The organism is Roseateles puraquae (assembly GCF_002205845.1).
In the GTDB taxonomy this organism is placed as follows: domain Bacteria; phylum Pseudomonadota; class Gammaproteobacteria; order Burkholderiales; family Burkholderiaceae_C; genus Pelomonas; species Pelomonas puraquae.
Genome location: NZ_NISI01000005.1, coordinates 541592 through 558716, shown reverse-complemented (window position 1 = coordinate 558716; position 17125 = coordinate 541592). Strand labels below are relative to the sequence as shown.

The following is a 17125-nucleotide window of genomic DNA, read 5'->3' as shown; positions in this document are numbered from 1 at the left end:
GATGCGGCAACAAAAAAGGGGCCGCGCCAGCGGCCCCCTTCGGTGGGGATGTCAGAGGCAGCGTGCGTGCTGCCCATGGCCATCACAGCGCGTAGTACATGTCGAACTCGACCGGGTGGGTCGCCATGCGGAAGCGGGTCACCTCCTGCATCTTCAGGTCGATGTAGGCGTCGATGTAGCTGTCCGTGAACACGCCGCCCTTGGTCAGGAAGGCACGGTCCTTGTCGAGGTACTCGAGGGCCTGGTCGAGGCTGTGGCAGACGGTCGGGATCTTCGCGTCTTCTTCCGGCGGCAGGTGGTACAGGTCCTTCGTGGCGGCTTCGCCCGGGTGGATCTTGTTCTCCACGCCGTCCAGGCCAGCCATCAGCAGGGCCGAGAAGGCCAGGTAGGGGTTGGCGGAGGGGTCCGGGAAGCGCGCTTCGATGCGGCGGCCCTTCGGGTTGGCGACATAGGGGATGCGGATCGAGGCCGAGCGGTTCTTGGCCGAGTAGGCCAGCTTCACCGGGGCTTCGAAGCCGGGCACCAGGCGCTTGTAGCTGTTGGTGCCGGGGTTGGTGATGGCGTTCAGCGCACGGGCGTGCTTGATGATGCCGCCGATGTAGTACAGCGCGAACTCGCTCAGGCCGGCGTAGCCGTCACCCGCGAACAGGTTCTTGCCGTCCTTCCAGACTGACTGGTGAACGTGCATGCCGCTGCCGTTGTCGCCGACGAGCGGCTTGGGCATGAACGTGGCCGTCTTGCCGTAGGCATGGGCGACGTTGGTGATGATGTACTTCTGCAGTTGCAGCCAGTCGGCGCGCTGGACCAGCGAGCTGAACTTGGTGCCGATTTCCATCTGACCCGCGTTGGCCACTTCGTGGTGGTGCACTTCGACCGGGATGCCCATCTGCTCGAGGATCAGGCACATTTCCGAGCGCATGTCCTGGCCGCTGTCGACCGGGGGCACGGGGAAGTAGCCGCCCTTGACGGTGGGACGGTAGCCGGAATTGCCGTGCTCGTACTCCTTGGAGGAGTTCCAGGCGCCTTCCTCGGACTCGATCTTGAAGAACGAGCCGGACATCTCATTGCCCCAGCGCACGCTGTCGAAGATGAAGAACTCGGGTTCCGGGCCGAAGTAGGCGGTGTCGCCCAGGCCGGAGGCCTTGAGGTAGGCCTCGGCGCGCTTGGCCAGGGAGCGCGGATCGCGCTCGTAGGCCTTGCCGTCGGCAGGGTCGACCACGTCGCACGACAGGATCAGCGTCGGCTCTTCGAAGAAGGGGTCGATGTTGGCGGTGTTCGGATCGGGCATGAGCAGCATGTCCGAGGCTTCGATGCCCTTCCAGCCGGCGATCGAGGAGCCGTCGAAAGCGTGACCCGACGTGAACTTGTCTTCGTCGAAGGCGGACACGGGCACGGAGACGTGCTGTTCCTTGCCACGGGTATCGGTGAAGCGGAAGTCGACGAACTTGACTTCGTTTTCCTTCACCATGTTCATCACATCGGCGACGGTCTTGGCCATCAAAAGCTCCTAGCGGGATCGAGAGGGGTGGGATGCTGCCGCCAGCGCACACGCGCCAGCGGCCACGGAGAAATTCAAAGCAGGTTGCATGCCAGATGCACCGACATGGGTAGCCGCCCCGTGGCGCCGAACATTATGGGCCGGTAGCTCTTCACGCGGCCAGGGCTATCGCACCATCTCAGTGCTGATGGTTGCACCAAACTGGATCACGCCCTGTTTCAGGGCGCCGTAGGCGGCTTCCATCTGCTCGGCATCGCCCTTCACGCCCAGCTCGATGCAGCGCCCCCACTGCGGATGGTCGACGCTGGGCAGGCTGAAGACCTTGATGCCCGGAAAGCCCGATTCCACCGACTCCATCAGGGGCGTGAGGCTGGCTTCCATCGCGCCTTGCACGATCAGCGAACGCTCCAGCACCCCCACCTGGCGATGCAGTTGCGGGTAGCGGTCGAGCACCCAGGCCATCATCGGATGGGCCATGACGGGGAAGCCCGGCACGAAGTGCACGTTGCCGACGAAGAAACCCGGAATCTTGTTGTACGGGTTGGGAATGATCCCGGCGCCCTCGGGGAACACGCCCATCTCGAAGCGCCGGACGCTGTCGGGCTCGTCTGCAGTGACCGTCTTGCCCTGCTCCGCCGCCATCTGCTGGATGCGCAGCCAGATCAGCTCACGCGCCTCGGGGTGCAGGGCCAGTGGCCGGTCGAGCGCGGCGGCGGCGGCCTGGCGGGTGTGGTCGTCGGGCGTGGCGCCGATGCCGCCGCAGCTCACCACCAGCTGGCCGCTGGCAAAGGCCTCGCGCAGCCGGGCGGTCAGCAGTTCACGGTCGTCGCCCAGGTACTGCGCCCACGACAGCTGCATGCCGCGCTCGGCAAGCAGCTCGATGAACTTGGCGAGGTGCGAGTCGCGGCGCTTGCCCGACAGGATCTCGTCGCCCACGATGATGAGTCCGACTTGCATGGCATTCGACTTTCAGGGGGTGTCGATCACGAGGGCCGATTCGGCCACCGGCTCGGCGGCGCGCCGGGCCTGCAGCGCGGCCAGCGCGTAGTGGGTGAACCAGGCGGTCGAGAAGGCGAACACCAGGGTGTAGAGCCAGATCGCCACGAGGATCATGAAGGGCGCCAGGATGACGCCGGTGACGCCCGACACCGCCCAGATCAGCGACGGCACGGCGCCCAGGTAGCCGCTGATGACGCCCATCGTCAGCATGGGGATGCGGTGGTCCTTCAGCAGGCCGCGGCGCTCCTCGGCGGAGGCGTGCTCGGCGAGCACATCAAAGCCGAACACGCGGTAGGTCAGCCAGCCCCAGATCAGCGGCGGCAACACCATCACCAGCGGCGGGATGAGCCACAGCGGCATCGACAGCACGATGAGCACCAGCGCCAGCAGTGTGGCGCCCAGCGACGCCAGCACGCTCTGCACCAGCGTGCCGCCGCGCTTCTTCTCGAGCAGCGGAAAGCGCCGCTGTGCCACCAGCCCGACGATGGCCGGCGTCATGCACAGGGCCACCAGCAGCAGGCTCAGCAGCAGCACGACGGGCAGCACCCCCGCCAGCACCACGATGGCCGCCAGCGCGCTGCGGAAGGACTGCAGGCCCATGCTGTCCAGCCATTGCAGCAGGCTCTCGATCAGACGCCAGTTCTCCAGCGTCGCGCGCACGCTGGCGATGGCGCTTTCCCAGAAGAAGAACATGAAGCCGAACACCAGCACGCCGCCAATCGCCAGCGGCAGCAGCGACAGCGCGATGACGCGCGGGTGCAGGCAGTAGGCGGCGGCGCGCCAGAACGCGTCGATGAGACCTTGCATCAGGTGGCCCGTTTGAAGGAGGCGAAGAAGCGCAGCAGGCCCAGCCACTGCTGCGACCAGAAGCCCCGCCCATAGTCGCGACCGCCTTCTTCGGGCAGCTGGTCGCGCACGCCGGTGGGGTCGAAGCGCGTGTCGAAGTTGGCGGTGCGAAACAGGATGTCCCACACCGGCAGCAGCACGCCGAAGTTGTGGCCGCCCAGCGTGCCGCGGCCATCGGACTCATGCCCGATGCCGATGCTGTGGTGCAGGCGATGGAAACGCGGGCTCACCAGCAGCCGCTCACCGATGCGTCCGAACCCCAGGCGCAGATTGGCATGCTGCAGGCTCTCGTGCAGCTGGGTGATGACGGTGATGGCCACGAACTGCCCGGGCTCGACACCGATCAGCCGCGCCAGCAGCGCGAAGACGGTGGCCACGATGACGTCATCCAGCAGATGGTTGCGGTTGTCGCTCCACATCGTCATCTGGCGCTGGCTGTGATGCAGGCTGTGCAGCGCCCACCAGGCATTGAGCTGGTGTTGGCCGCGGTGCACCCAGTAGTTGACGAAGTCAAAGACCACCAGATAGATGACAAAGCTCACCCAGGCCACGTCGGTCACACCCGGCCACAGGCCGTCCAGCTGCCAGGTCGGCAGGCCCGCCAGGCGCAGTTGGCCGGCGATGCCATCCCACAGCGGCTCAATGCTGAAGAACATCAGCAGACGCACCAGCCCCAGGCGGTGGATGAGGGTGTAAAACACATCGGTACGCACCGCCGCGTGATCCGTCACCGGCTCCACCGGCCAGCGCCGCTCCAGCAGCCCGATGCCCAGCAGCAGCACGGCCACCTGGATCAGGCCCCAGAGCAGCCAGCCGGTGGCATCGAAGGCGTCTTCCAGCAGGTTGCCCAGGCCCATGCCGAAGACGATGGGCTGCACGACGGACTCATACAGCGCCAGTTGCAGGCTGTCGAAAGTGTTGGAAATCCAGTCGATCACGGCTTGTTGGGCGGGGTCGCAAACAGCGACGAATAGCGCGGATGTTCTCGCAACGGGGCGAAGCATAGGCCGCGTTGCTCCAGCCCGGTCATCAGCGGCTCAAGGACCGCCGGCGCCCAGGGGTCTTGACGTTCCCAGATGCCCAGGTGGGCGAGCAGGATGTCGCCAGGCTTGATGTCCCGCAGGGCCTTCTCCAACAGCAGGGCGTTCGGGTAGGTCTGGCTCGGCAGCTCGTCTCCCAGGAAGCCGGCGCGGCTCCAGCCCACGTGGGTGAAGCCACAGGCCTTGGCCGCGTTCAGCAGCGCGGCGGAGGTGCGCCCGGCTGGCGCGCGGAACAGCGGCGACAGCGGCTTGCCCGTCATCGCCGTGAAGCGCTCGCCCACCTTCTTCAGGTTGCTGCAGTACTGCTCTGGCGTGAGCTCGCGCACCACGGGTGGCTGCACGCCGGCCTGCGTGCGCACCTTGAAGCGCACCACCTTGCCCTCGGCATCGAGGATGTCTTCGAGGAAGACGTCGTGATCCCAGGTGTGCGAGCCGAAGTCATGCCCCTCGGCAGCGCGCTCGCGCCACCACGGCGCCCAGGTCTCGTCCAGCGTCGTGCCGCCAGTCTTGGTGGGCTCGCTGGCCAGGAAGAAGGTGACCCGCGCGTTGTGCCGCTTCAGCGTCTCGGCAATCAGCGGCGCGACACCCATGTGGCCGGTGTCGAAGGTGAGGTACACCGGCTTGTCGCAGGTCGGCTGCGCCATGGCGGTGGAGGTCGCCAGGGCCGTCAGCAGCATCCTGGCGAGGAACTTTCGAACGCGGGGCATCACAGCCGGGGCTTGTGATCCAGCGTCCAGATGCCGTGCGGCGACTTGCCGACCTTGACCTGCCGCACCACCTTGCGGGTGGTGGTGTCGATCTCGGTCACCTTGCCGGCCCAGCGCGAGGTCACCAGCAGGGTCTTGCCGTCGGTCAGCAGTTCCATGTCGTCCGGGCCCGAGGGGCCGGGGAACTGGTCAACCACGCTCATCGTGGTCACGTCGATCTTGCTGATGGTGTTGGCGGCTCGGTTGCTGACCAGCACATGGCGCTTGTCACCCCAGGCGCGGAACGAGTGGGCGCCATTGCCCGTCTCGATACGCTTGGCCAGCTTGGGCGCGGCGCCGCTCACGTCCCACACCTCGACGAACTTGTCGCCCGTGAGGCCCACGAGAATGAACTTGTCGTCGGGCGTCAGGTAAATGTCGGCCGGCATCTTGCCCACGCGCTGCTTCCACTTGATGGCCTGCGTGGCCAGGTCGATGGCCAGCAGCTCGTCGCTGTCCTGCAGGCTGACATACAGCGTCGTGCTCTTGGTGTCGATGTTCAGGTGGCTGGGCGTCTTGGGCGCGGCAATGCGCTTGACCAGCTGCAACGGCTCGGCGGCGGTGCTGCCCTGCCAGCGGTAGAGGTCCACGCGGTCCAGGCGGTTGGACGCGGTGACGAACCACTTCATGTCCGGCGAGAAGCGCAGGTGATACGGGTCAGGGATGCCGCGCACCACGCGCTGGACTTCCGCCGTGCGCGGGTCGATGAAGGTCAGCGAGTCGCCCAGCGCGTTGGCCACGATCAGCGACTTCTCGTCCGGCGACAGGTAGAGGTGATGCGGCTCCTTGCCCGTGGGAAAGCGCTTCACCACCGTGAAGCTGACGGGGTCGACGACCGAGACATCGGCGTCCAGCGAGTTCAGCACGAAGATGGGCGGACGCGCCGGCTGGGCCTGGGCCCCCACTGCAGCCAACCATCCCAAGGCCAACACCCATCTGCGCAACATGCCGAGTACTCCAAGAAAAAGGGCGGCCCACTGCCGCCCTGTACAAGCTCAAGAACCCGAGTTTATCGGGCCGACCTGTTCGGCCCCTGTCCCAGGTCAAGGTGCGCGCAGGCTCAGTCGTTGTCACCGCCCAGCAGACCGCCCAGGAGGCCGCCCCCCGCCACGGCGCCAAGCACGGAGCCTTCCTCGCGGCCACCGCCGCCCGTCTGCGGCGCCGCGGCAAAGATGCGCGAAGCCAGGCGCGAGAACGGCAGGCTCTGCAGCCACACCTCGCCCGGGCCAGTGAGCTTGGCCAGGAACAGGCCTTCACCACCGAACAGTGCCGTCTTGATCTTGCCGACGTACTGGATCTCGAAGTTCACGCCCGGCGTGTAGGCCACCACGCAGCCGGTGTCCACGAGCAGCGTCTGGCCGGGCTGCAGCGTACGGCGCACCACGGTGCCGCCTGCGTGCACGAAGGCCAGGCCGTCGCCCTCGAGCTTCTGCATGATGAAGCCCTCGCCGCCGAAGAAGCCGGTGGACAGCTTCTGCTGGAGGGCGATGCCCAGCGACACGCCGCGGGCGGCGCACAGGAAGGCGTCCTTCTGGCAGATCAGCATGCCGCCGAGCTGGCGCAGATCCATCGGCAGGATCTTGCCGGGGTAAGGCGCCGCGAAAGCCACCCGCAGCTTGCCGGCACCCTGGTTGGTGTAGATCGTCGTGAAGAGCGACTCGCCCGTGATCAGGCGCTTGCCGGCGCCCAGCAGCTTGCCGAAGAAGCCGCCCTGGCTGGCCGAACCGTCGCCGAACACCGTGTCCATGGTGATGCCCGCGTCCATGAACATCATCGAGCCGGCCTCGCCAATCGCCGCCTCGCCGGGGTCGAGCTCGACCTCGACAAACTGCATCTCGGCACCCTTGATTTCGTAGTCAACAACATCCATGGCCATGTGGCTCTCCTGACGGACCAAAAACGGGCCGCATGATAGCCACGCGGCAGCGGGCCACCTTTAATTTCTCTCTTGACAGAAATTTCAGGCGGCGTACGCTGTGCGCCATGGAACTCACCGACATCAGCCGCCGATTCATCGTCCACTGGGGCGAGATGGGCGCCAACTGGGGCGTGAACCGCAGCGTCGCCCAGGTCCACGCCCTGCTTTATGTGCATGGCCAGCCCCTGCATGCGGAAGACATCGCCGACACCCTGGTGCTGGCCCGCTCCAACGTCAGCAACAGCTTGAAGGAGCTGCTGAACTGGCGACTGATCCGCGTGACCCACCTGCTCGGCGACCGACGCGATTACTACGAAACCTCGGGCGACGTGTGGGAGCTCTTCCGCACCATCGTGAGGGAGCGCAAGGAACGCGAGTTCGACCCCACGGTGGCGCTGCTGCGCGAGCTGGCCGCTGATCCGGGGCTCGAGAACGAATCGCCTGCCCTGCAGGACCGTCTGCGCAGCACGCTGGCGCTGATGCAGACGCTGGGCAGCTGGAGCGACGAGATGCTGCGCCTGAGCCCGGCCACGCTGGAGAAGATCCTGCGGCTGGGTGCGCAGGTGCAGCGTTTCGTGCGTCCGGCCGAGCCCGCAGCGCCGGCAGCCGAAGCCGCGTCCGTCTTCCCGGTCACTCCGCCCATGCCGCCCATGGGATGACGCCCACAGCCTGACGAGGCCGCGACGGCCTCTTTTTTGGCCCCTTAGTTTCTCTTTCAACAGAAATAACAGCCATGAACGCCACCACCACCCCACGCACCACCCACACCGTCTACTACGACGGCGACTGCCCGCTGTGCAGCAGCGAAATGGCCTTCTTGATGCGGGCCAACCGTGAGGGCCGGCTGGGCTTTGTCGACATTTCGCGCCCCGGCTTCGATGCCCAGGCCCTGGGCGTGCCCCGGGAGGCCCTGATGGCCCTGCTGCACGTGCGTGACGCGGCCGGCCAGTGGCTGATCGGCGTGCCAGCCATCCAGGCGGTGTATGCCGCCACGGGCCACCGGCGCCTGGCCGCTGCGCTTGAGCATCCCGTCATCGCCCGCCTGGCGCGGCCGGCTTACGCGTGGCTGGCCCGCAATCGCTATCACCTGCCACGCTGGCTGCTGGCGGCCACGCACCTGCACACCGGCCGCTGCGCCCCGGACGGCACCTGCCGGATTCGCCCGGAACGCTGAAAGGACCGCCATGCGCATCCTCGTCATCGGCGCGGGCGGTTTCATCGGCCGCCATGTTTGCCAGGCCCTCATCGCCGCGGGCCATGAGGCGGTGCCGGCGGCACTGCGCCCCGTCACGGCCTGGGACACGCCACAGGCCTGGGCCCGCGCCCTGGCCGGCATGGACGGCGTGATCTACACGGCCGGCTGCCTGCGCGACCAGGCCGAGGGCGTGCGCGACCTGCTTGACCTGCTGCACCACCGCGCGCCGGCCGCCCTGGCGACTGCCTGCGAGATCGCCGGCATCAGGCGTTTGGTGCATGTCTCGGCCTTGTGCGGCGGTCCAAGCGCTTATGCGCGCAGCAAGCAGGCCGGTGACGTGGCGCTGGCCGGTCGGGCGCACATCGTGCGGCCGAGCCTGGTGCTTGGGCCCGGTGGCGTCAGCAGCCGCATGCTGGCGCGGCTCAGTCGCCTGCCCTGGCTGCCCCTCCCCTCAGCGGTGGCCCGCTGCCACGTTCAACCCATCCGCGTGGAAGACCTCGCCGAAGGCCTCGTCCGGCTGCTGGACGCGCCCACGCCCCACGTCGACTGGACTGCTGTCGGCCCACAGATCGTCACCGTGGCCGAGCTCATTGCGCAGCGTCGCGCCGCCAGCGGACGCGCGCCGGCCCGTCTCCTGGACCTGCCCGACGCCCTGAGCCGGCTGAGCGCCCGGCTGGGCGACCGCCTCCCGCTCGGCCCTTGGTGCAGCACTGCCCTGGACCTGCTGGCGCGGGACAGCACCGCCCCCGACGCCTGTTCTCCCCTGGGCCGGCCCCTGCGCGGCGCCCTCGCGGGCGGCTGGACCTGACGCTGCGGTGGCACGGACAGGCAACCGCCGGAACGCAGCCCCCCTAGATTTGTGTCTTGATGCATCCGCCTACCCGAGATGCGGATGCACGGCGATACAGATGACCACAGGCAGAAAACAAGCAGGCGCTGACACTTTGCCGATGGACCTGCACATCGAATCCCAGATGCCCGCCTTGACCCCCGACCAGGCGCTGACCGGCTGGCGACGCGAGTTCTGCGTCGAGCTGCTAGGCGATGGGCGGGCCCGCATCTTCACGCGGATGGTCATTTCACCCTCGCACAAAGCCGCCGAGCTGCAGCACGGGGTGCTGTTCCACCGCGTGGGCGCGGCCTTCCGGGATTTGCGCAGCTGCATGCAAGCCGCCGCGGGCCCGCTGCGGCAGCTGGTGGCCTCCGCGGTTCGCCAGCAGCCCTGCCGGGACAACCTCTTCTCGGCCGTGGTTTACGACCACCAGGCCTGGGAGCGGGTGATGGAAGCGCTGGACCACTGGCAGCGCCGGCCGCATGCGGCGGCACGCGGTGTGGCCGCCGCACCGCAGGGGCCTCGGCCGGCGCTGCGCCAACTGCCCATCCTGAGCCGCCGCAGCCTCGGCGCCCAGCCCGGCGCGCACTGAGCCGGAGCCAGAAGCGACAACGTCAGCCCGGAGGCTGCCGCTCGGCGCATGCAGGCTGCGTTCAGCCCATGTGCAGGCCGCCGTTGCAGGAGAAGTCGGCGCCCGTGGTGAAGCCACTGTCGTCACCAGCGAGCCACGCGACGACAGAGCCGATTTCCTCGGGCGTTCCCAGGCGCTTGACCGGGATGGTGGCGACGATCTTTTCCAGGATCTCGGGCTTGATCGCCTTGACCATGTCAGTGCCGATGTAGCCGGGGCTCACGGTGTTCACCGTCACGCCCTTGGCGGCCAGTTCCTGGGCCAGGGCCATGGTGAAGCCGTGCATGCCGGCCTTGGCGGCGGAGTAGTTGGTCTGGCCGGCCTGGCCCTTCTCGCCGTTGACCGAGCTGATCTGGATGATGCGGCCCCAGCCCTTTTCCACCATGCCCGGCACGACCTGCTTGGTCACGTTGAACATGGAGTTCAGGTTGGTGTCGATGACGGCCTTCCAGTCCTCCGGGGTCATCTTCAGGAACATGCGGTCACGCGTGATGCCTGCGTTGTTGACCAGCACGTCGATGGTGCCGTGCTCCTGCACCGCCTTGGTGAAGGCCTCGACGGTGGAATCCCAGTCCGCCACGTTGCCGACCGACGCATAGAAGGTGTAGCCCAGGGCCTTCTGCTCGTCGAGCCACTTGGTGAAGTCACGGCTCGGGCCGCAGCCGGCGATGACCTTGAAGCCTTCCTTGTGCAGGCGTTGGCAGATGGCGGTACCGATACCGCCCATGCCCCCGGTGACGTAGGCAATTTTTTGGCTCATGGAAGTCTCCTCGTGATTGGACTGTGGGGGATTCGAGTTTCAGCGTTCAACCGTCAGGGCGACACCCATGCCACCACCAATGCACAGCGAGGCAATACCCTTCTTGGCATCGCGCTTGATCATCTCGTGCAGCAGCGTGACGAGCACGCGGCAGCCGCTGGCACCGATCGGATGGCCCAGCGCGATGGCGCCGCCATTGACGTTGACCTTGCTCGTGTCCCAGCCCATCTCGTTGTGCACGGCACAGGCCTGGGCCGCGAAGGCCTCGTTGATTTCCAGCAAATCCAGGTCGGCCGGCTTCCAGCCCGCCCGCTCCAGCGCCTTGCGGGCGGCGGGCACGGGGCCCATGCCCATGTAGGCCGGGTCCAGGCCCGCGGAGGCGTAGGAGGCGATGCGCGCCAGCGGCGTGAGGCCCAGGGCTGCTGCCTTGGCCGCGGTCATGACGACCACACCGGCGGCGCCGTCGTTCAGGCCGGAGGCATTGCCCGCGGTCACGCTGCCGGCCTTGTCGAAGGCGGGGCGCAGGCCGGCCAGGGCTTCGGCGTTGGACTTGCGGTTGATGAACTCGTCGGCCGCGAAGACGATCGGGTCGCCCTTCTTCTGCGCAATGCTGAAGGGCACGATCTCGTCCTTGAAGCGGCCGGCGTCCTGGGCCGCGGCAGCCTTTTGCTGCGAGGCCAGCGCAAGGGCGTCTTGCTGCTCGCGCGTGATGCCGTACTTCTTGGCCACGTTTTCGGCGGTGATGCCCATGTGGTACTGGTTGTAGACGTCCCACAGGCCGTCCACGATCATGGTGTCGACCATCTTCCAGTCGCCCATGCGCTGGCCGTCGCGCGAGTTGGGCAGCACGTGGGGCGACAGGCTCATGCTCTCCTGGCCGCCGGCGATGACGATCTCGCTGTCGCCGTCCCGGATGGCCTGGGCGGCCAGCATCACGGCCTTCAGGCCCGAGCCACAGACCTTGTTGATGGTCATGGCCGGCACCGCCTGCGGCAGGCCCGACTTGATCACGGCCTGGCGCGCCGGGTTCTGGCCCACGCCGGCGGTGAGCACCTGGCCGAGGATGACCTCGCCAATCTGCTCGCCCGACAGGCCCGTGCGGCGCAGCAGGTCCTGGATGACGGCGGCGCCCAGTTCGCTGGCGGGGGTCTTGGCGAGCGTGCCGCCGAACTTGCCGATGGCGGTGCGCGCGGCGGCGACGATGACGATGTCCTGTTGGCTCATGGTGTCTCCAGAAAAATAATCAGGCTTTGACCTTGACGTAGCGGCCGGGCGCGGGCTCGATCGCCTTGAATTTGCGGTTGCCCGGGGTCTTGGGTGCAGGCTTCTTCGCGCCGGCGTGCGAGGCGAGCCAAGCGGACCAGTCGGTCCACCAGCTTCCCGGGTGTTCGGTCGCGCCTTGCAGCCAGGCATCGGGGTCGGCCGGCAGCGCGGTGCTCTTGCTGATCCAGTGGCTGCGCTTGCCCTTGGCCGGCGGGTTGATGACGCCGGCAATATGGCCCGACGCCCCCATCACGAAGCGCCGCTTGCCCTTGAAGAGCTGGGTGTTCCGGTAGGCCGCCTGCCAGGGCACGATGTGGTCTTCACGCGAGCCGTAGATGTAGACCGGGCAGTCGATGGCGCCGAGGTCCAGCTTCTCGCCACACACCGTCAGCTTGCCCGGCACCTTCAGCTCGTTTTGCAGGTAGGTGTGGCGCAAGTACCAGCAGTACATCGGTCCGGGCAGGTTGGTGGAGTCGCCGTTCCAGTACAACAGGTCGAAGGCCGGCGGCGCTTCGCCCTTGAGGTAGTTGCCCACGACATAGTTCCACACGAGGTCGTTGGGCCGCAGGAAGCTGAAGGTGGTGGCCAGCTCCTGGCCGTGCAGCAATTGCGGACCGTTGTGCGCCTCGGGGCCGAGCGTGGCCTCGCGCAAGCGCACGCTGGCTTCGTCCACGAAGATGTCCAGGATGCCGTTGTCGGCAAAGTCCAGCAGCGTGGTCAGCAGCGTCAGGCTGGCGGCGGCCTGTTCCCCGCGGGCGGCCAGCACGGCCAGGGCCGTGGCCAGGATGGTGCCGCCGACGCAGAAGCCCAGCGTGTTGATTCGCTCCTGCCCGGAAATCTCCTGGACGACGCGAATGGCCTGGATGGCCCCCTGCTCGACGTAGTCGTCCCAGGTCAGGTGCTTGACCGATTCATCGGGGTTGCGCCAGCTCACCACGAACACCCGGTGACCCTCGGCCACCGCGTAACGGATCAGGGAGTTGTCGGGCTGCAGGTCAAGGATGTAGAACTTGTTGATGCAAGGCGGCACCAGCAGGAAGGGGCGCGCATGCACCTGCGGCGTCAGGGGCGTGTACTCGATCAGCTGGAAAAGCGCGTTCTCGAAGACCACGCTGCCGGCCGTCGTGGCGACGTTGCGGCCCACTTCGAAGGCGCTTTCGTCGGTCTGGGACACATGACCGCGCTGCACGTCGCCCCACAGCTGCTGCAGGCCGCGGGCCAGGGTCTCCCCGTGGCTGTCCAGCGCGAGCTTTTGCGCCTCCGGGTTGAGCGCCAGGAAGTTGCTCGGAGACGCCGCGTCCACGAACTGCTGCACGGCGAACTTGATGCGGGCCTTGGTCTTGTCGTCGGCCTCCACCTGCTCGGCCATCTTGCCCAGCGTGCGGCCATTGAGCAGATAAAGCTGGCTCATGAAATGGGCCGCCGGGTTGGATCGCCATTCCGGCGCGGCGAAACGCCGGTCCGTTGCGGACGGCGCCTCGCCCTGGCCGAGCGATGCGTTCCAGAGCGCAGTCGCCTGCTTCAGGTAGTCGGCCTGCAACTCGGCCAGCGCAGCGGGGGAAATCTGCGGGAGATGCGCCATGTGCTGCATCAGATCAGCAAAGGGCTGCGCATCCGTTGCAGGCGGCGCATCGTTCTTCTTGCGAGTGGCCATGTCTTCCTCGGAACTCCCGCGTCAGCGGTGTTGTCTCGGTCCGTTGCAATAAGCTTGCCACATTCCGCTGATGCGGCTTTGTAACCGCGCGCGCTGACGCGCCCATGACACATGTACCTCGTTGCCATTGCCTGGGGCTACGTCGCGCTGATGATGGCCGCCGCCGAAGCGCTGAGCCCGCAGGGCACGCTCTTCGGCGCCTTCGTCACGTTGATGCTGTATGGCGTGCTCCCGCTGGGACTCTTGATGTACATCCTCGGCACGCCGGGCCGCAAGCGGCGCCGCCAGGCCGATGAGTTAGCCGCGCAACGCGATGCAGGCGGCCATCCGGCCCCGAGGTCGGCCGAGGGCCTCGCCGCGGAACGAGAAGAAGCGTGAATCATCGGTCAGCGTGCACCAGCCGCCGCCACTGATCTGGGTGACACCGGCAGCGTTCAAGCGTTGGCGAGCCAGCAAGGGCAGGTCCGCGCGCCAGCGAGGCTCGGGATTGGGGCGGTAGAGAAAGCCCGCCTGGTCGTGTGCGACGGCCTCGCGCCCGAAGGCCCTCACCACCTCGGCGCCCACCTCGAACGCTTCGGGTCCGATGCACGCACCCAGCCAGGCGCGCACCTCACCGGGCGCACAACCGGCCGCACGGCAGAGTTCTGCCACGGTGTTCTCCAGCACGCCCGCCGCCAGCCCGCGCCAGCCGGCATGGGCGCCGGCCACGCCGCCGGGAGCAGCAAATAGCACCGGCAGGCAGTCGGCCACGAGGATGGCGACAGCAAGATCGGGGTCGGTCGACACGGCAGCGTCGGCCGCCGGGGCGTTGTCGTCATGCCACTCGGGCCGCAGCTGCACCACGGCCGCACCGTGCACCTGATCCAGGAAGATGGGCCGGGCACCGAGCAGCGGCTGCAAAGCTTCGCGCTGGGCGCGCACCTCGGCCGGATCGCCGGCCTTGCGGCCGTAGTTGGGGCCGCGCGTCGTCATGAAGGCCGTGACGTCGACCTCCTCGGGCCAGTCCGGCCGCAACCAGGCCGCGTCAGGCCGCATCGGGGCACACGCTCGGGTGCGTCTGGGCAAACGCCGGATGGGCCAGGCAGGCGGCATTGATGCGCATCACCGTGGGGTAGGCCTCCAGCGGGCAGTTGAATCGCTCGGCGTTGTAGACCTGCGGCACGAGCAGGCAGTCCGCCAGGCCCGGCGTGTCACCGAAGCAGAAGGCGCCGGCCGTGGCCGCCAGGCGCTGCTCCACGATGGCCAGGCCTGTCGCGACCCAGTGGTGGTACCAGCGGTCGACCGTGGCCTGGTCCTGGCCCAGGTCGTTCTTCAGGTAGCGCAGCACGCGCAGGTTGTTCAGCGGGTGGATGTCACAGCCGATGTCCTGCGCCAGCGCGCGCACCTGCGCCCGCGCCAGCGGGTCGCGCGGCAGCAGCGGCGGCTCGGGATGGGTCTCGTCCAGGTATTCGAGGATGGCCATGGACTGGCTCAGCCAGGCGCCGTCGTCCAGCACCAGTGCGGGCACCAGGTGCGAGACCTGCCGGTTGGCGAAGGGCTCGGCGAACTGCTCGTTCTTCGCCAGGTGGATGGCCGCGTAGTCGTAGTCCAGGCCCTTGAGCGCCAGGCCGATGCGCACCCGCCAGGAGGCCGACGAGCGGAAGTAGTTGTAGAGCTTCATGGCCTGGATTCTCACCCTCTATAAACTCGGCCGCATGCCCTTCCCCGCCCGCTTCAAGCACTGCCCGAACTGCGGCGCCGCCGTGGACTACCGCATCCCCGCCGACGACAACCGCGAACGTGCCGTCTGCCCGAGCTGCCACAGCATCCACTACCAGAACCCGCTGAACGTCGTCGGCACGCTGCCGGTGTGGGAGGCTGACGGCCGCGTACTGCTGTGCCGCCGCGCGATCGAGCCGCGCCACGGGCTGTGGACACTGCCGGCCGGCTTCATGGAGCTGGGCGAGACCACCGCCGAGGGCGCCCTGCGCGAGACGCAGGAAGAAGCCGGCGCCGATGTCGAGATGGGGCCGCTGTACACCGTGCTGAACGTCGTGCGCGTGGGCCAGATCCACCTCTTCTACCGCGCGCGGCTGCGCTCGCCCGAGTTCAACCCGGGGCCCGAATCGCTGGAGGCGCGGCTGTTTGCGGAGGCCGACATCCCCTGGGAGGAGCTCGCCTTCAAGACCACGCGCGAGACCCTGCGCTGCTTCTTCGAGGACCGGGCCCGGGGCGGCAGCTACGCGCTGCGTGAGATCGACGTGGCCTGAGCGGCGTCAGTTCAGCGTCACGAGCAGGGCGGCCTGCAGCACGCTGCGGCGCTTGAGCGCCAGACTCGCCTCGCCCTCCAGCTGAGCGACCAGGGCCACCGTCGGATGAGCAGGCGTGGCCAGGCCCGCGAACACCGGGATGCCGGCGCTGCGCGCGATGCGCCGCACGAGGGACACCGGCAAGTGCTGGCACTCCACGGCGTCGTAGAGCTGGCCGAGCATGCGGGCCGTGTTGTCGACCTGCTCGTCGCTGCTGGCATCGTCCAACCCGGCGCGCACCGACGACACCCGGGCGCCCAGCGCCTTGGCCGCCTCGATGAAGGCGGTGGCCGCGGCGTCCGCTCCGTCAGGCGTCACCAGAGCGAGTTGCTTGCCTGCCAGCAACGGGGCTGCGGCCCCGCCGGCCCGCGCCAGCGCGCCAGCCTGGCGCAGCAGGGCTGCCGCCAGGGCGGGTTGCTGGAAATCGACGCCGACAGCGCCGTCGTTGGCCTGTGAACACATGGCTTGTCAGCGTAGCGAGCGCAACTCGCCGAGCCTTGATGAAAGTCAACCCGGGGGGATCTGGTTTGCTGGTACTTATCCGGTCACCTTCTGTTCACGGACTGTTACGCAGCGCTACCGAGCGATGTCCCGCATTGCTCGTCCATTGGCAAGCCCTCCCTAGCATGACCTCCATCGAACGCCCCACGGAGAACGCCATGCAGACCCTCGCCACGACGCGCACCACCCCCGCCTTCAACGCCCGCCCCGCGGCCGTCGTCGGCTCCCGGGAGGTGGCACGCAACAGCACCGGTCAGCGCATTGCCGAGGCCCTGCAGTTGATCGCCACGGCGCTGGAACCGAAGCGCCGCATCGTGCACGCTGGCGACGTGATCTACCGCGCCGGCGACCGATTCGAGCACCTGCACATCCTGAACTCCGGCTTCTTCAAGCTGGTCAGCCTGTCCAGCGACGGCCGCGAGCAGGTCGTGGGCCTGCGCTTCCGTGGCGACTGGCTGGGTTTCAGCGCCATCTCTCATGGCGTCTACGGCTGCGACGCCATCGCGCTGGACACCGCCGAGGTGTGGACGGTGCGCTACGACGCGCTGCTGCAGGCCTGCATCACGCACCCGGCGCTGATGGCCATCGTGCATGAGGCGATGAGCAACGAGATCCTGCGCGACCGCGACTCGCTGATGACGATCTGCACCTTGCCGGCCGACGCCCGCGTGGCGGCTTTCCTGCACTACTGGGCCGAGTCGTTGTCGGCTCGCGGCCTGCGCGCCGACCAGTTCAGCCTGCGCCTGACCCGTGCCGAGATCGGCAACTACCTCGGCCTCACGCTCGAAACCGTCAGCCGCGTGCTGTCGCGTCTGGCGCGCGCCGAGCTGATCGCGTTCAACGAAAAGAGCCGCCGGGACATCTGCATCCCCGACTTCCCGGCGCTGGCCGCCTACGTCGAGCGCCGCGATGCGCCGGCCGGCCTGCACTGACCTGCCAGCCGCCTGCTGAAAG

20 protein-coding genes are annotated in these 17125 nt (G+C 67.7%); 7 read left to right on the top strand and 13 right to left on the bottom strand.

All coding sequences use genetic code 11. The annotated features are described in order from the left end of the window. Positions 1 to 82: 82 nt before the first annotated feature. The 7 genes from glnA to CDO81_RS14980 all read right to left on the bottom strand — a co-directional run bounded on the left by glnA (position 83) and on the right by CDO81_RS14980 (position 7005). Positions 83 to 1498 (bottom strand): type I glutamate--ammonia ligase, encoded by a 1416-nt coding sequence (glnA, locus tag CDO81_RS15010; protein WP_088484024.1) that lies wholly within the window; start codon positions 1496 to 1498, stop codon positions 83 to 85. A 165-nt stretch (positions 1499 to 1663) separates the two neighbouring features. Next, positions 1664 to 2455, bottom strand: a complete 792-nt coding sequence (locus tag CDO81_RS15005) for a competence/damage-inducible protein A (protein ID WP_088484023.1) — start codon at positions 2453 to 2455, stop codon at positions 1664 to 1666. A gap of 12 nt (positions 2456 to 2467) precedes the next feature. After that, positions 2468 to 3304 carry an EI24 domain-containing protein gene (locus CDO81_RS15000; protein ID WP_088484022.1) on the bottom strand — a complete coding sequence of 279 codons (837 nt, stop codon included), beginning with the start codon at positions 3302 to 3304 and terminating at the stop codon, positions 2468 to 2470. Next, positions 3304 to 4278: a sterol desaturase family protein gene (locus CDO81_RS14995; RefSeq protein WP_193466505.1), complete on the bottom strand. Its 975-nt coding sequence runs from the start codon at positions 4276 to 4278 to the stop codon at positions 3304 to 3306. Before CDO81_RS14995 ends, CDO81_RS15000 begins: the two co-directional genes overlap by 1 nt. Next, entirely contained in the window at positions 4278 to 5090 is an 813-nt protein-coding gene (locus CDO81_RS14990) for a polysaccharide deacetylase family protein (RefSeq protein ID WP_088484020.1), read from the bottom strand. Before CDO81_RS14990 ends, CDO81_RS14995 begins: the two co-directional genes overlap by 1 nt. Next, on the bottom strand, positions 5090 to 6076 hold the full coding sequence (locus CDO81_RS14985) for a YncE family protein (RefSeq protein ID WP_088484019.1): 987 nt from the start codon (positions 6074 to 6076) through the stop codon (positions 5090 to 5092). Before CDO81_RS14985 ends, CDO81_RS14990 begins: the two co-directional genes overlap by 1 nt. A 113-nt stretch (positions 6077 to 6189) precedes the next feature. Further along, a complete protein-coding gene (locus tag CDO81_RS14980) occupies positions 6190 to 7005 on the bottom strand; it encodes a TIGR00266 family protein (protein ID WP_088484018.1) in 816 nt (271 codons plus the stop codon). Between the two features lie 107 nt (positions 7006 to 7112). Between CDO81_RS14980 and CDO81_RS14975 the strand changes: the two genes are divergently transcribed. From CDO81_RS14975 to CDO81_RS14960, 4 genes are all read left to right on the top strand, one after another. Further along, on the top strand, positions 7113 to 7706 hold the full coding sequence (locus CDO81_RS14975; protein ID WP_088484017.1) for a GbsR/MarR family transcriptional regulator: 594 nt from the start codon (positions 7113 to 7115) through the stop codon (positions 7704 to 7706). Positions 7707 to 7780: 74 nt separating this feature from the next. Continuing rightward, entirely contained in the window at positions 7781 to 8221 is a 441-nt protein-coding gene (locus CDO81_RS14970; protein ID WP_088484016.1) for a thiol-disulfide oxidoreductase DCC family protein, read from the top strand. A 10-nt stretch (positions 8222 to 8231) separates the two neighbouring features. Then, positions 8232 to 9050, top strand: coding sequence for an NAD-dependent epimerase/dehydratase family protein (locus tag CDO81_RS14965; protein ID WP_158218292.1), 819 nt, complete (start codon positions 8232 to 8234; stop codon positions 9048 to 9050). Between the two features lie 142 nt (positions 9051 to 9192). Further along, positions 9193 to 9666, top strand: coding sequence for a hypothetical protein (locus CDO81_RS14960; protein WP_088484014.1), 474 nt, complete (start codon positions 9193 to 9195; stop codon positions 9664 to 9666). A 61-nt stretch (positions 9667 to 9727) separates the two neighbouring features. Here the strand turns inward: CDO81_RS14960 and phbB are convergent, their stop codons facing one another. From phbB to phaC, 3 genes are read right to left on the bottom strand one after another with little or no spacing between them, the layout of a single operon-like run. Beyond that, the gene (phbB, locus tag CDO81_RS14955; RefSeq protein ID WP_088484013.1) at positions 9728 to 10465 is read right to left on the bottom strand and encodes an acetoacetyl-CoA reductase; all 738 of its coding nucleotides are present in this window, start codon (positions 10463 to 10465) and stop codon (positions 9728 to 9730) included. Between the two features lie 39 nt (positions 10466 to 10504). After that, positions 10505 to 11689, bottom strand: coding sequence for an acetyl-CoA C-acetyltransferase (locus CDO81_RS14950; RefSeq protein WP_088484012.1), 1185 nt, complete (start codon positions 11687 to 11689; stop codon positions 10505 to 10507). 19 nt (positions 11690 to 11708) lie between these two features. Beyond that, the gene (gene phaC, locus CDO81_RS14945; RefSeq protein WP_241517019.1) at positions 11709 to 13319 is read right to left on the bottom strand and encodes a class I poly(R)-hydroxyalkanoic acid synthase; all 1611 of its coding nucleotides are present in this window, start codon (positions 13317 to 13319) and stop codon (positions 11709 to 11711) included. Positions 13320 to 13493: 174 nt separating this feature from the next. On the opposite strand from phaC, the gene CDO81_RS14940 reads away from it, so the two are divergent. Beyond that, positions 13494 to 13760: a hypothetical protein gene (locus CDO81_RS14940; RefSeq protein ID WP_088484010.1), complete on the top strand. Its 267-nt coding sequence runs from the start codon at positions 13494 to 13496 to the stop codon at positions 13758 to 13760. Here CDO81_RS14940 and CDO81_RS14935 read toward each other — a convergent pair. Then, a complete protein-coding gene (locus tag CDO81_RS14935) occupies positions 13680 to 14417 on the bottom strand; it encodes a purine nucleoside phosphorylase YfiH/LACC1 family protein (protein ID WP_088484009.1) in 738 nt (245 codons plus the stop codon). The two genes, CDO81_RS14940 and CDO81_RS14935, sit on opposite strands and share 81 nt — an antisense overlap. Then, on the bottom strand, positions 14407 to 15042 hold the full coding sequence (maiA, locus tag CDO81_RS14930; RefSeq protein ID WP_088484008.1) for a maleylacetoacetate isomerase: 636 nt from the start codon (positions 15040 to 15042) through the stop codon (positions 14407 to 14409). The genes CDO81_RS14935 and maiA overlap by 11 nt, the downstream gene beginning before the upstream one ends. 34 nt (positions 15043 to 15076) lie before the next feature. Here maiA and CDO81_RS14925 point away from each other — a divergent pair, with 34 nt between their 5' ends. Then, positions 15077 to 15631 carry an NUDIX hydrolase gene (locus CDO81_RS14925; protein ID WP_088484007.1) on the top strand — a complete coding sequence of 185 codons (555 nt, stop codon included), beginning with the start codon at positions 15077 to 15079 and terminating at the stop codon, positions 15629 to 15631. Positions 15632 to 15637: 6 nt separating this feature from the next. Here CDO81_RS14925 and CDO81_RS14920 read toward each other — a convergent pair whose 3' ends face one another. Then, positions 15638 to 16132: a Rossmann-fold NAD(P)-binding domain-containing protein gene (locus tag CDO81_RS14920; RefSeq protein WP_088484006.1), complete on the bottom strand. Its 495-nt coding sequence runs from the start codon at positions 16130 to 16132 to the stop codon at positions 15638 to 15640. A 164-nt stretch (positions 16133 to 16296) separates the two neighbouring features. Between CDO81_RS14920 and CDO81_RS14915 the strand changes: the two genes are divergently transcribed. Continuing rightward, entirely contained in the window at positions 16297 to 17103 is an 807-nt protein-coding gene (locus CDO81_RS14915) for a Crp/Fnr family transcriptional regulator (protein ID WP_241517012.1), read from the top strand. The last annotated feature ends 22 nt before the right edge of the window (positions 17104 to 17125 follow it).